The organism is Lelliottia wanjuensis (genome assembly GCF_030238365.1).
In the GTDB taxonomy this organism is placed as follows: domain Bacteria; phylum Pseudomonadota; class Gammaproteobacteria; order Enterobacterales; family Enterobacteriaceae; genus Enterobacter; species Enterobacter wanjuensis.
The window spans coordinates 125,074-138,579 of record NZ_JASSOT010000001.1 but is presented as its reverse complement, the minus strand read 5'-3'; the positions used below and the strand labels follow the sequence as shown (position 1 = coordinate 138,579).

Genomic DNA, 13,506 nt, shown 5'->3' with positions numbered 1-13,506 from the left:
ACGTAAAAACGTAAATAAGCTAATTGGGGCCATTCAAGGCGATAGTGGTCTGAGACAAAACTAATCAGAGTGTAAAGAGAAGACCCAAGAGGCTGCGGAGAGGCACAACGTGATGAGAAATGCTTTGAGACGACGTCAGATATTATTTGGCTTTCAAACCGAGCAAGCATTAACGCACGGCGGAGAGAACAACGCAAGCCCTTAAATGAAGAAAAGTGATAAAAAAGAAAACTTATATAATCAGAACTTTTAACGAAATCATCAGTCATTTGTACTGGTTAACTCACTATATCAGATGAGTAAACCTCACCACTTTCGCAAACTGTTATACATAAATATCCCGTTTCTGCGTCTGCTCGTTCGATTTCGCGCCCTATACCATAACACCACACCGATTGACATTGAGGCTGTGCATGTTTGGTTTAGATGCTTTTCATCTGGCGAGGATACAGTTCGCATTTACCGTATCCTTCCACATTATTTTTCCGGCGATCACCATCGGTCTCGCCAGCTATCTGGCCGTGCTCGAAGGGCTATGGCTGAAGACCAAAAACCCGGTCTGGCGTTCTCTGTACCATTTCTGGTCGAAAATTTTCGCCGTAAACTTTGGTATGGGCGTGGTCTCCGGGCTGGTGATGGCCTATCAGTTCGGCACCAACTGGAGCGGCTTTTCGCAGTTCGCCGGGAGTATTACCGGCCCGCTGCTGACCTACGAAGTGCTGACCGCCTTCTTCCTGGAGGCCGGTTTCCTCGGCGTGATGCTGTTTGGCTGGAATAAAGTCGGGCCGGGCCTGCACTTCTTTTCCACCTGTATGGTGGCGCTGGGCACCATTATTTCGACCTTCTGGATCCTGGCGTCGAACAGCTGGATGCAAACCCCGCAGGGCTATGAAATCATCAACGGTGTGGTGGTGCCCGTCGACTGGTTCGCCGTGGTGTTTAACCCCTCCTTCCCCTATCGCCTGTTCCATATGTCCATTGCCGCCTTCCTGAGCAGCGCCCTGTTCGTCGGCGCTTCTGCGGCCTGGCATCTGCTGCGCGGGAATAACACACCCGCCATTCGCCATATGTTTTCCATGGCGCTGTGGATGACGCTGATCGTGGCGCCAATCCAGGCGATGGTCGGCGATATGCACGGCCTGAATACCTTAAAACATCAGCCCGCCAAAATTGCCGCTATCGAAGGCCACTGGGAGAACCCGCCGGGTGAACCGACGCCGTTGCTGCTGTTTGGCTGGCCGGATATGGAGCAGGAGCGTACCCGCTACGGGCTGGAAATTCCGGCGCTCGGCAGCCTGATCCTGACGCACAGCCTGGATAAACAGGTTCCGGCGCTGAAGGATTTCCCGAAAGAAGATCGTCCGAACTCGACGATTGTGTTCTGGTCCTTCCGCATCATGGCGGGCCTGGGAATGCTGATGCTGCTGTTAGGCGTGGCGGCGCTGTGGCTGCGCTATAAACAGCGCATGTATACCTCGCGCCCGTTCCTGTGGTTCGCCCTGCTGATGGGGCCATCCGGATTGATCGCCATTCTGGCCGGTTGGGTAACGACCGAAGTCGGACGTCAGCCGTGGGTGGTCTACGGCCTGCAACGCACGGCTGACGCGGTTTCCGCTCATGGTGACTTACACATGAGCGTGAGTCTGCTGGCCTTTATTGTGGTGTACACCTCGGTGTTTGGCGTCGGCTACAGCTACATGGTGCGACTCATCAAAAAAGGCCCGCAGGAACATGAATCCTTCCCGACGGAAAACGATGGCCGCCCTGCTCGCCCGCTTTCTGCCGCCAGCCCTGAGTTTGTTACTAAGGAGAAACCATAATGGGCATCGATCTTTCCATTATCTGGTTTGTGATCATCGTATTCGCCACGCTGATGTATATCGTGATGGACGGCTTCGATTTAGGCATCGGCATTCTGTTCCCGACCACCCGCGACGCGGACGATCGTGACGTGATGGTCAACAGCGTCGCCCCGGTCTGGGACGGAAACGAAACCTGGCTGGTACTTGGCGGCGCAGCGCTGTTTGGCGCGTTTCCGCTGGCCTACGCGGTGATCATTGATGCGTTAACCATCCCACTGACGTTGATGCTGATCGGCCTGATTTTCCGCGGCGTGGCCTTTGAGTTCCGCTTCAAAGCCACTCCAGCGCATCGGCCCTTCTGGGACAAAGCCTTTATCGGCGGCTCGATTCTGGCGACCTTCAGTCAGGGCGTGGTCGTTGGCGCGGTGATTAACGGATTTGAGGTGACAAACCGGGCCTACAGCGGCGGGCCGTTTGACTGGTTCACGCTCTTTAACCTGTTCTGCGGCGTCGGCCTGACCGTGGCGTATGCCCTGCTCGGCGCAACCTGGCTGGTGATGAAAAGCGAGAACCCGCTGCAGGCGAGAATGCGTCAGGTATCAAAACAGCTCCTGGTGGTGTTGCTGCTGGTTATCGCGGCCATTAGCCTCTGGACGCCGCTGGCGCACCCGGCTATCGCCGAACGCTGGTTCAGCCTGCCGAACCTCTTTTTCCTGCTGCCTGTCCCGGTGCTTGTCGTGGTGTTGAGCGGCTGGGCGTGGAAAAAGCTCAACGATACCGAGAGCCACAACGCGCCCTTCGTCCTGACGCTGGGGCTGATTTTTCTCGGATTCAGCGGGCTTGGGATCAGTATCTGGCCGTACATTATTCCGCCGTCGATCACGCTGTGGCAGGCCGCGGCACCGCCGCAAAGCCAGGGCTTTATGCTGGTCGGTGCCCTGCTGATTATCCCAATTATCCTGGTCTACACGTTCTGGAGCTACTACGTGTTTCGCGGAAAAGTTCAACATGGGGAGGGGTATCACTGATGCAACAACCGATCTGGAAACGCCTGATGTGGCTGGGCATTATTTGGGGGGGCAGCGTGCTGGCGCTGGCCGCCGTCGGGATGTTCTTCCGCATTCTGATGACCGCCGCAGGCTTTAAATCACATTAATTATTCCCACAGCCGGGCGGCGCGCCCTGCCCGGCCTTCTCGCACTTTCAGATAAACACCCATGACAATCCTCAGGGTATCGTTAAAATATCCAGATATATTCATTGTGTTTATAGTTTGAGAAGCAATATGAAAAAGCTCGTGGCGTTAAGCCTGTTTTCCCTGGCGCTGGCCGGGTGTGTAAATCCCGGAAAGGCCTCTGTGCAGGCAGGACAACTTGAAGGGCATCGTTTTGTGCTGGAAAGCGTGAACGGTGTGGCGATCAAACCCAGCGCCGTACCGCCAGAAATGAGCTTTGGCGAGAAAATGGCCGTCTCTGGCGTGATGTGCAACCGCTTCAGCGGCCAGGGGAAATTGTCTGAGGGCGAACTCAAGGTCAAAGGCATGGCGATGACGCGCAAACTCTGCACCGAGCCGCAGCTTAATGAGCTGGATGCCACGATCGGCGATATGCTGAGCAAAGGCGCGCAGGTAGACCTGACTGAGGATCAGCTCACGCTGGCCACAGCCGAAAAAACGCTGATGTTTAAACGCGCAAACTAATCAGTAAGCGCCGCAAGAGCCCACGGCAAGCGACTGTTCACTGCAGCGTTTGCCATTGGGTAATGCGCACATCCCGACAGCAGACCCATCAAGCTGACGGGCAACGGATAACGAACCGCCCACCATCGCACAGCTGGCTTCACCCGAACTGGACATTGCGGCTTTCATTCCCGGCGGAACATGTGCCGCGGTCGCCTGCTGAACCGGCTCATTGCTGCATGCAGACAACAGTAACGCCGCACACCCTACCCAAAACGCTGAACGCATTCTCTCTTCCCCATACATTTTGCGAAACCTAAGCATAATAGGCATCACACGCCGCCCCGTCGAGAGCGGAACTGCGTATTTATGCACCGCCGAAACAAAATCTTGCGATTTTTTTGCCAGAAAGTTGATCTACACATTGATGCCAGGAATACCGAGGACACAAAAGCGAAAATCGGAAAGCCCGAGCTTTGCTAAAATAAGGATATAACTACAGGACTCGTCGACGTTTCACGGGTCCCTCTTTTTTGCGCAATGTAAGGGTGTCACATGATCACTATTGACGGTAATGGCGCGGCCGCGTCCGTCGCGTTTCGCACCAGCGAAGTTATCGCCATCTACCCCATTACACCAAGTTCGACCATGGCGGAGCAGGCTGATGCCTGGGCGGGCAACGGGCTAAAAAACGTCTGGGGCGATGTTCCTCGGGTTGTTGAGATGCAGTCGGAAGCCGGTGCCATCGGCGCGGTGCACGGCGCGCTGCAAACCGGTGCCCTCTCGACGTCGTTTACCTCGTCGCAGGGTTTACTGCTGATGATCCCGACACTCTACAAGCTGGCGGGACAGTTAACCCCATTTGTGTTGCACGTCGCAGCTCGTACCGTCGCCACGCACGCGCTGTCGATTTTCGGCGATCACTCCGATGTGATGGCGGTCCGCCAGACCGGTTGCGCCATGCTCTGCGCCAGCAATGTGCAGGAAGCCCAGGACTTCGCGCTGATCTCCCACATCGCGACCCTCAGAAGCCGCGTGCCGTTTATCCATTTTTTCGACGGTTTCCGCACATCGCATGAAATCAATAAAATTGTCCCGCTGTCGGACAATACGATTCTGGACCTGATGCCGCAGGCGGAGATCGATGCTCACCGCGCCCGCGCGCTAAACCCGGAGCATCCGGTCATTCGCGGCACCTCCGCGAACCCGGACACCTATTTCCAGTCACGTGAGGCCACCAACCCCTGGTACAACGCGGTCTACGATCACGTCGAGCAGGCGATGAGCGATTTCTCCGCCGCTACCGGACGCGACTATAAGCCGTTTGAATACTACGGCCACCCGCAGGCCGAGCGCGTAATTGTGCTGATGGGCTCTGCGATTGGTACCTGTGAAGAGGTCGTTGACGAGCTGCTATCCCACGGCGAAAAGGTCGGCGTGTTGAAAGTGCGTCTGTATCGTCCGTTCTCGGCAAAACATCTGCTTTCCGTTCTGCCGGAAAGCGTTCGTTACGTTGCCGTGCTCGACCGCACCAAAGAGCCGGGCGCACACGCCGAACCGCTGTATCTGGATGTGATGACCGCCCTGGCCGAGGCCTTTAACTGCGGCGAACGTGAAACGCTGCCGCGCGTGATTGGCGGTCGCTACGGCCTATCGTCGAAAGAGTTCGGGCCGGACTGCGTGATGGCGGTGTTCAACGAGCTGAGCGAAGCCAAACCGAAACCACGCTTTACGGTCGGCATTTATGACGATGTGACCAATCTCTCCCTGCTGCTGCCGGAAAACACGCTGCCTTCGACCTCTAAACTCGAAGCGCTGTTCTACGGTCTGGGCAGCGATGGCAGCGTCTCGGCCACCAAGAACAACATCAAAATTATCGGGAACTCCACGCCGTGGTATGCCCAGGGTTATTTCGTCTATGACTCCAAAAAAGCGGGCGGCCTGACCGTTTCGCATCTGCGCGTCAGCGAAAAACCGATTCGCTCGGCCTATCTGGTGTCGCAGGCAGATTTTGTCGGCTGCCACCAGCTGCAATTTATCGATAAATATCAGATGGCCGAACGCCTGAAACCGGGCGGAATTTTCCTGATTAATACCCCGTACAACGCCGACGAAGTCTGGTCTCGCCTGCCGCAGGAAGTGCAGGCGGTGCTGAACCAGAAACAGGCCCGTCTGTTTACCGTCAACGCGGCAAAAATCGCCCGCGAATGCGGTCTGGCGGCGCGTATCAACACCGTCATGCAGATGGCCTTCTTCCACCTGACCAACATTCTGCCGGGCGACAGCGCGCTGGCGGAACTGCAGGGCGCGATTGCCAAAAGCTACAGCAGCAAAGGCCAGGATCTGGTCGAGCGTAACTGGCAGGCGCTGGCCCTGGCGCGCGAATCGATTTCCGAAATCCCGCTTCAGCCAGTCAATGCCAGCAGCGCTAACCGTCCGCCGGTGGTCTCTGACGCTGCGCCTGATTTTGTTAAAACCGTTACCGCCGCGATGCTGGCCGGTCTTGGCGATGCCCTGCCCGTCTCCGCTCTGCCGCCGGACGGCACCTGGCCGGTGGGCACCACCCGCTGGGAAAAACGTAACATCGCCGAAGAGATCCCGATCTGGAAGGAAGAGCTGTGTACGCAGTGCAACCATTGCGTCGCGGCCTGTCCGCACTCGGCCATTCGTGCCAAAGTGGTTTCTCCTGAGGATATGGAAAACGCCCCGGCCAGCCTGCACTCGCTGGATGTGAAATCCCGCGATATGCGCGGTCAAAAATATGTCCTGCAGGTCGCACCGGAAGATTGCACCGGCTGCAACCTGTGCGTCGAAGTGTGCCCGGCGAAAGATCGTCAGAATCCGGAAATCAAAGCCATCAATATGATGTCGCGCCTGGAGCATGTCGAAGAGGAGAAAGTGAATTACGACTTCTTCCTCGACCTGCCGGAAATCGACCGCAGCAAGCTCGAGCGTATTGATATCCGGACTTCCCAGCTGATCACGCCGCTGTTCGAATACTCCGGCGCCTGCTCCGGCTGCGGCGAAACGCCTTACATCAAGCTGCTCACCCAGCTGTACGGCGACCGTATGCTGATCGCCAACGCCACCGGCTGTTCCTCTATTTACGGCGGTAACCTGCCTTCGACACCATACACCACGGATGCGAACGGTCGCGGCCCGGCGTGGGCGAACTCGTTGTTTGAAGATAACGCCGAGTTCGGGCTGGGCTTCCGTTTGACGGTCGACCAGCATCGCGCCCGGGTGATGCGTCTGCTGGAACAGTTCGCCGATAAGCTCCCGGCTGAATTGAATGAAGCCCTGCACAGCGACGCGACGCCAGAAGTGCGCCGTGAGCAGGTGGCCGAGCTGCGCCAGCACCTTCAGGGTGTGGAGGGCGCGCAGCAGCTGTTAACGGACGCCGACGCGCTGGTCGAGAAGTCGATCTGGCTGATTGGCGGCGACGGCTGGGCGTATGACATTGGTTTCGGCGGTCTGGACCACGTCCTGAGCCTGACGGAAAACGTCAACATTCTTGTGCTCGATACCCAGTGTTATTCCAACACCGGCGGCCAGGCGTCGAAAGCAACACCGCTGGGGGCAGTCACCAAGTTTGGCGAACACGGAAAACGCAAAGCGCGTAAAGACCTGGGCGTGAGCATGATGATGTACGGTCATGTGTATGTCGCGCAGATTTCGCTAGGCGCACAGCTGAACCAGACCGTGAAAGCGATTCAGGAGGCGGAAGCTTATCCGGGTCCGTCACTGATCATCGCCTACAGCCCTTGCGAAGAGCACGGCTACGATCTGGCGTTGAGCCACGATCAGATGCGCCAGCTCACCGCAACCGGCTTCTGGCCGCTGTATCGCTTCGACCCGCGTCGTGCCGATGAAGGAAAACTGCCGCTGGCGCTGGACTCCCGTCCGCCGTCGGATGCCCTGGCAGAAACCCTGATGCAGGAACAACGCTTCCGTCGCCTCAATGCTCAGCAACCAGAAGTGGCCGAGCAGCTGTGGAAAGACGCGGCAGCGGATCTGCAAAAACGCTATGACTTCCTGGCGCAGATGGCAGGGAAAGGCGAGAAATCGACCAGCGAGTGATAAAAAAAAGCCCGGGGCATCAGCTCCGGGCATATCCTGTCAATTTTGGATGATAGCTAAATCAATTCATTAACGGATTAAGAATCTTAAAGGCATATAACAGCGCTAATTCTACCCTTCCCCGCTGCCGTTGAATAATTTTTATTTCATATGATTCAATGAATTGCATTCATCGCAATTATTTTAAAAAACGAACGAGTTGCGCCCCTGCGACGCGTGTTAGATGATAAATCTCCTGTTTCAAGCTGTAAGGGACAAATCATCATGGTCCATCATCCCGTCAGATCGTCACGCATCGCCTCCATTGGCTATGATGAGCGCAGCGCCACGCTGGAAATCCGCTTTCTCGACCGCCGGACGCTGCAGTATCAGCAGGTGCCGGTGCGCATCTATAATGATTTTTTGCAGGTGGTGTCAAAAGGCCGCTTTTATGATGGGGTCGTAAAGGGGAAGTTTAAGGAAATCCCGATATACTGAAATCTATCGCCCAACCCGCACTCAAGGATAGTCGCCGTGTTTACCCGTTTGTCGATGGCTGCACTCGCTTTTTTAACCTGCCTGTGGATGGCGTTAATCTTTGATTTCGGCAATGTCATGCATCATCTCAGTGAATTTCTGCAGGCGCTGGAAGCGGATTAACAGGCTCGACTCCCGTCATCGTTAAAACGTGCTGACTTTCTCCCCCGGAATCCGTACCATACACGCCACACTTTCTCATGTTCACCATGATTGCACGCGCGGCTTTAGCCACGAACGAATTGAGCCACTATTACATGTCGCAAAATCAAGAAATTAACAAGAAAGAACAATACAACCTGAACAAACTGCAAAAGCGTCTGCGCCGCAACGTGGGTGAAGCCATTGCAGACTTCAACATGATTGAAGAAGGCGACCGCATCATGGTCTGTCTGTCAGGTGGTAAAGACAGTTACACAATGCTGGAGATCCTGCGCAATCTGCAGCAAAGCGCACCGGTGAACTTTTCGCTGGTGGCGGTCAACCTTGACCAGAAACAGCCGGGCTTCCCGGAGCACATTCTGCCGGAATACCTGGAGCAACAGGGCGTCGAATATAAGATTGTCGAAGAAAACACCTACGGCATCGTGAAAGACAAAATTCCGGAAGGAAAAACCACCTGCTCTCTCTGCTCACGCCTGCGCCGCGGCATTCTGTATCGCACCGCGACCGAACTGGGCGCGACCAAAATCTCCCTCGGCCATCACCGCGACGACATTCTGCAGACCCTGTTCCTGAACATGTTCTACGGCGGCAAAATGAAAGGCATGCCACCGAAGCTGATGAGCGACGACGGTAAACACATCGTTATTCGTCCGCTGGCTTACTGCCGTGAGAAAGACATTGAACGCTTTGCCGAGGCGCGCGAATACCCGATTATCCCTTGCAACCTGTGCGGCTCCCAGCCGAACCTCCAGCGTCAGGTGATTGGCGATATGCTGCGCGACTGGGATAAACGCTACCCTGGCCGCATCGAAACCATGTTCAGCGCGATGCAAAACGTGGTGCCTTCACACCTGTGCGACACCGAACTGTTCGATTTCAAAGGCATTAAGCACGGTTCAGAAGTGGTTGATGGTGGCGATCTGGCGTTCGATCGCGAAGAGATCCCGATGCAGCCAGCGGGCTGGCAGCCGGAAGAAGATGATTCTCAGCTGGCTGAAATGCGACTGAACGTCTTAGAAGTGAAGTAAAACTCAGGCGTCTCAGATATTAAATCTGAGACGCTTTTTTTATGACTTATTTCAGCAAACGAACCTTACAGGTTTTGCCTTTAATCTTCCCGCCCTGCAGCTGTTTCCACGCCTTGTTCGCCACTTTCTGACGTACCGCCACGTAGACATGCGCCGGATGCACCGCGATTTTACCAATATCTGCCCCATCCAGACCGATATCACCGGTCAGCGCGCCTAACACATCGCCCGGACGCATTTTGGCTTTCTTGCCGCCGTCGATGCACAGGGTCGCCATTTCAGCGGCCAGCGGCGCAATCGCGATGCTGCCCAGAGCAGGCATCCAGTTCAGTTTCAGTTGCAGCATTTCAGAGAGAATATTCGCGCGCTGCGCCTCTTCCGGAGCACACAGGCTGATCGCCAGACCGCTGTTACCCGCACGCGCCGTACGGCCGATGCGGTGAACGTGCACTTCCGGATCCCACGCCAGCTCGTAGTTCACGACCAGCTCCAGAGATTTAATATCCAGCCCGCGGGCTGCCACGTCCGTTGCCACCAGCACGCGTGCGCTGCCGTTAGCGAAACGGACCAGCGTCTGATCGCGGTCGCGCTGTTCCAGATCGCCATGCAGCGCAAGGGCGCTCTGCCCCGCCTCTTCCAGCGCGTCACATACTGCCTGACAATCTACCTTGGTATTACAGAAGACGACGCAGGATGCTGGCTGATGTTTGCTCAACAGTTTCTGCAACAGCGGGATTTTGCCGTTGCGCGAGGTTTCGTAGAACTGCTGTTCGATGGACGGCAGCGCGTCCACGGTATCAATTTCAATGGTGACCGGGTTGTTCTGCACCCGACCGCTGATCGCGGCAATGGCTTCCGGCCAGGTGGCGGAGAACAGCAGCGTCTGGCGGGACGGAGGTGCGAAGCGGATCACTTCATTAATGGCGTCGGTGAAACCCATATCCAGCATGCGGTCCGCTTCGTCCATCACCAGCGTTTGCAGGGCATCCAGCGAAACGGTGCCTTTTTGCAGGTGATCGAGCAGACGGCCAGGGGTGGCAACAATAATATGTGGCGGATGCTGCAGCGAGTCGCGCTGCGCGCCAAACGGCTGGCCGCCGCAGAGGGTCAGAATTTTGGTATTCGGCAGGAAACGCGCCAGACGACGCAGCTCCCCTGCCACCTGGTCCGCCAGCTCGCGCGTCGGGCAAAGCACCAGCGACTGGGTCTGGAACAGGCCCGCGTCGATCTGCTGAAGCAGACCGAGGCCGAATGCGGCCGTTTTTCCACTGCCGGTTTTGGCCTGCACGCGAACGTCTTTTCCTTCCAGGATCGCCGGAAGCGCGGCAGCTTGTACAGGGGTCATCGCGAGGTATCCCAACTCGTTAAGGTTATCGAGTTGGGCGGCAGGCAGAACGTTCAGCGTAGAAAAAGCGGTCACAATGTATTCTCAAGGTAAAAAATCACAGTCAGTTGGCGCGTATCCTCGCAGATCTGCGCTACCGATGCGACAATTTAATCGGTTCTTCATCCGGCGGCGGGTCCGGCATGGGCTGCGGGCGCGGGATCGGATCGGGGACTGGCACCGGATCGATAGGTATCGAGTCTGGCAGCGTCATATGCATGTGAAGCAGTGAAAGCAGGAAGCTCATGTTTCCCTCCAGTTTATCGGGGTGACCCTTTTAGGGTAGACGCTGAGGTTCTGGAGGCAAAAAAAAGCCGACTAATTTAGTCGGCGTCGTACGAATCAATTGTGCTATGCAGTAATTCAAAAAAGGAAGTAAGACAATATGGAGCGCAACGCCCATCGCTTGACGTTGCATTCACCTGCGGGAGTAATACTGCACCGAACGGGGTAGCCGTTTATTGACTTCGCTCAAACAAAATTGCCTTTTGAAGCCGGAACGCCGCGGAAAAAGTGTAAATTTACAGCCATTTACTACGATGCAACCACCACGCAACACCGCCAATCAAAACAACTAACATGATGCAAAAAGCGGAAAAGCCGAACCGATAACCCCCGCCGGGAATGCCCCCGAGGTTGACGCCGAACAGCCCGGTCAAAAAGGTGCTGGGCAAAAATACCATCGCCATTAACGACATGGTGTAAGTTCTGCGCGACAGCGACTCCTGCATCACCGTCGCAATTTCATCGGTCATTACCGCTGTGCGGGCAATACAGGAGTCGATCTCATCCAGCCCGCGTCCGAGGCGGTCGGCGATATCCTGCATGCGACGTCGATGGTCATCGTTCATCCACGGCAGACGCTCGCTGGCGAGGCGGGCGTAAACATCGCGCTGCGGGGTCATATAGCGGCGCATCACGATTAACTGTTTGCGCAGCAGCGCGAGAAAACCGCGCGGCGGAATTTGCTGATCGAGCAGGTTATCTTCGAGGTCGATAATTTTATCGTGCAGCTCTTCGATGAATTCACTCGCATGATCGGTCAGCGCATCGCAGGTATCTACCAGCCAGGCGCCGCAACCCTCCGGCCCGGTCCCCTCTTTCAGATCGTTGACCACATCGTCCAGCGCCAGCACTTTGCGTTGCCGGGTGGAGACAATCAGACGCTCATCCATATACAGACGCATGGCGACCAGCTGATCCGGCCGCTCGTCTGTGCTGCCATTGATACAGCGCAGAGTGATTAATGTCCCTTCCCCGAGACGGCTGACGCGCGGACGCAGGCTTTCTCCCGCCAGCGCATCCCGCACGCTGTTTGGCAGCAAGGGCGTTGTCGCCAGCCACTGTGCGCTGTCCGGATGGGTATAGTTCAGATGCAGCCAGCAGGGGTGCTCGCTGTCGATGACATCGCTATCTTCCAGCGGTCGCGCCCCACCTTTGCCGTCCAGCAGCCACGCAAATACTGCATCCGGAACGTTCACGTCCGATCCCTTAATGCCTTCCACAGCGCCTCCACCTTTTCGTCATGATCATCGTCAGTCTAGCCTTCCCGCAAGGTTATTCAACATCTAACGCCAGCATAGCGCTGAATTCGTTCATGAATTAGCCCTTTTCCTACTCTAATCACTGGACAGCAAGATGCAAAACAGTAGAGTTACGCAAATGCTGCCAATTTGTTTTCAAATGTATCCTTGATGAGTGTGACGATGAAAAAGCCCTGTGCGGCCTTCGATGTTCGTCTCGCAGAAATGCGGACCATCGCCATTAAAACCAGCGTGACCTGGTTCCTGTGGGTGAACATGATGTTCTCCTCCTTCATCCTCGGACGTAACTATTTCTCTGCGTCCCAGTCGGAAGTGCTGTTCCACCATCCCGCCGCGCTGCTCGAAACCATGATGGTTATCGACCTGACGCTCTCCGCCGCCGTGTTATTCATCATGCGCATGGCCCCGCTGCAAAATGCACAGTGGCTGGGTGGCCTGGCAAAGTGGACGGTGATAGGCCTCAGCCTGTGCTGGGCGGGCTGTTTCTTTGTGCTGATTGTCAGCAACGATGTGCGGATTATCTTCCCCTCCGCCGCTTTGCTGCTTTTCACCGCTCTGATTTCGCTCTACTTTGACCCGAAAGTGTTGCTGAGTTTTATCCTGCCCATCTGGCTGACCATCCTCATCACCTCACTTTTTTACCGCGATGGCCTGACGGTGATGAACGGTTTGCAGTGGATATTTCTGGCGGGACTGATTGAATCTGGCAGGCGCATTCTCAACCGCTGGTTCATGCTGGCCCTGCGCCGCGAGCAGGAAAACGCCGACCTGATACAACAGTTGGGCCTGCTGGCGAACCACGATCCGCTCACCGGAATTGCAAATCGCCGCTCCTTTGAAGCGCAGATGGATCAGGCCATTCTTCGCCATCAGCAGGATGGAAACAGCTTTGGGCTGATCATGCTCGATGTCGATCATTTTAAGCTCTACAACGACTATTACGGCCATCAGAAAGGCGATCTGTGTCTGACGGCGATTGCCAGGGCGCTGGAATCGGCTGCGCTGACATCCAGCGGAATTGTCGGTCGTTTTGGCGGGGAGGAGTTTGTATTGCTGTTGCCTGACGCGGATGCGAACGCCCTGGAAACTGCCGCGCAGAACATCGCCGCCATACTCCAGGCGCAGAATATTCCTCACGCCGCCTCGCTGGTGAGCGACCGGGTGACGGTGAGTCAGGGGCTGGCGCTCTGGCAGCCCGGCGTGACCGCGCGTGAGCTGATTGCCGGAGCCGACAAAGCGCTGTATCAGGCGAAGCAGGAAGGACGAAACCGCTATAAATAAGGAAGCCTGGCGAACCAGGCTTTTGCGC

The 13,506-nt window shown here is 56.1% G+C and carries 13 protein-coding genes; 9 read left to right on the top strand and 4 right to left on the bottom strand.

Annotation, left to right across the window (positions count from 1 at the left end):
• Positions 1–413: 413 nt before the first annotated feature.
• The 4 genes from QQF33_RS00690 (at position 414) to hslJ (ending at position 3,501) form a co-directional block, all read left to right on the top strand.
• Positions 414–1,820, top strand: coding sequence for a cytochrome ubiquinol oxidase subunit I (locus tag QQF33_RS00690; protein ID WP_285148903.1), 1,407 nt, complete (start codon positions 414–416; stop codon positions 1,818–1,820).
• Positions 1,820–2,830, top strand: coding sequence for a cytochrome d ubiquinol oxidase subunit II (gene cydB, locus QQF33_RS00685; RefSeq protein ID WP_285146415.1), 1,011 nt, complete (start codon positions 1,820–1,822; stop codon positions 2,828–2,830). The genes QQF33_RS00690 and cydB overlap by 1 nt, the downstream gene beginning before the upstream one ends.
• Positions 2,830–2,958 carry a DUF2474 domain-containing protein gene (locus tag QQF33_RS00680; RefSeq protein ID WP_282492928.1) on the top strand — a complete coding sequence of 43 codons (129 nt, stop codon included), beginning with the start codon at positions 2,830–2,832 and terminating at the stop codon, positions 2,956–2,958. Before cydB ends, QQF33_RS00680 begins: the two co-directional genes overlap by 1 nt.
• 129 nt (positions 2,959–3,087) lie before the next feature.
• Positions 3,088–3,501 (top strand): heat shock protein HslJ, encoded by a 414-nt coding sequence (gene hslJ, locus QQF33_RS00675; protein ID WP_285148904.1) that lies wholly within the window; start codon positions 3,088–3,090, stop codon positions 3,499–3,501.
• Here the strand turns inward: hslJ and QQF33_RS00670 are convergent, their stop codons facing one another.
• Complete coding sequence (locus tag QQF33_RS00670) at positions 3,502–3,768, bottom strand: putative hemolysin (protein WP_282492926.1); 267 nt, start codon at positions 3,766–3,768, stop codon at positions 3,502–3,504. It lies immediately after the preceding gene.
• A gap of 267 nt (positions 3,769–4,035) precedes the next feature.
• On the opposite strand from QQF33_RS00670, the gene nifJ reads away from it, so the two are divergent.
• The 4 genes from nifJ (at position 4,036) to ttcA (ending at position 9,269) form a co-directional block, all read left to right on the top strand.
• Positions 4,036–7,560, top strand: a complete 3,525-nt coding sequence (gene nifJ / locus QQF33_RS00665; RefSeq protein ID WP_285157200.1) for a pyruvate:ferredoxin (flavodoxin) oxidoreductase — start codon at positions 4,036–4,038, stop codon at positions 7,558–7,560.
• A 264-nt stretch (positions 7,561–7,824) separates the two neighbouring features.
• Positions 7,825–8,037, top strand: a complete 213-nt coding sequence (locus tag QQF33_RS00660) for a KTSC domain-containing protein (protein ID WP_282492924.1) — start codon at positions 7,825–7,827, stop codon at positions 8,035–8,037.
• 36 nt (positions 8,038–8,073) lie between these two features.
• On the top strand, positions 8,074–8,199 hold the full coding sequence (locus QQF33_RS00655; RefSeq protein ID WP_285146411.1) for a hypothetical protein: 126 nt from the start codon (positions 8,074–8,076) through the stop codon (positions 8,197–8,199).
• 134 nt (positions 8,200–8,333) lie between these two features.
• Positions 8,334–9,269 carry a tRNA 2-thiocytidine(32) synthetase TtcA gene (ttcA, locus tag QQF33_RS00650; protein ID WP_285157199.1) on the top strand — a complete coding sequence of 312 codons (936 nt, stop codon included), beginning with the start codon at positions 8,334–8,336 and terminating at the stop codon, positions 9,267–9,269.
• Positions 9,270–9,315: 46 nt separating this feature from the next.
• Here ttcA and dbpA read toward each other — a convergent pair whose 3' ends face one another.
• The 3 genes from dbpA to zntB form a co-directional block, all read right to left on the bottom strand.
• Entirely contained in the window at positions 9,316–10,689 is a 1,374-nt protein-coding gene (gene dbpA / locus QQF33_RS00645) for an ATP-dependent RNA helicase DbpA (RefSeq protein ID WP_282492919.1), read from the bottom strand.
• Between the two features lie 58 nt (positions 10,690–10,747).
• Positions 10,748–10,900: a proline-rich small protein YnaL gene (gene ynaL, locus QQF33_RS25830; RefSeq protein WP_285154199.1), complete on the bottom strand. Its 153-nt coding sequence runs from the start codon at positions 10,898–10,900 to the stop codon at positions 10,748–10,750.
• Positions 10,901–11,174: 274 nt separating this feature from the next.
• Positions 11,175–12,158, bottom strand: coding sequence for a zinc transporter ZntB (gene zntB / locus QQF33_RS00640; RefSeq protein WP_282492918.1), 984 nt, complete (start codon positions 12,156–12,158; stop codon positions 11,175–11,177).
• 201 nt (positions 12,159–12,359) lie between these two features.
• On the opposite strand from zntB, the gene QQF33_RS00635 reads away from it, so the two are divergent.
• Complete coding sequence (locus QQF33_RS00635; RefSeq protein ID WP_285157198.1) at positions 12,360–13,478, top strand: GGDEF domain-containing protein; 1,119 nt, start codon at positions 12,360–12,362, stop codon at positions 13,476–13,478.
• Positions 13,479–13,506: the final 28 nt, after the last annotated feature.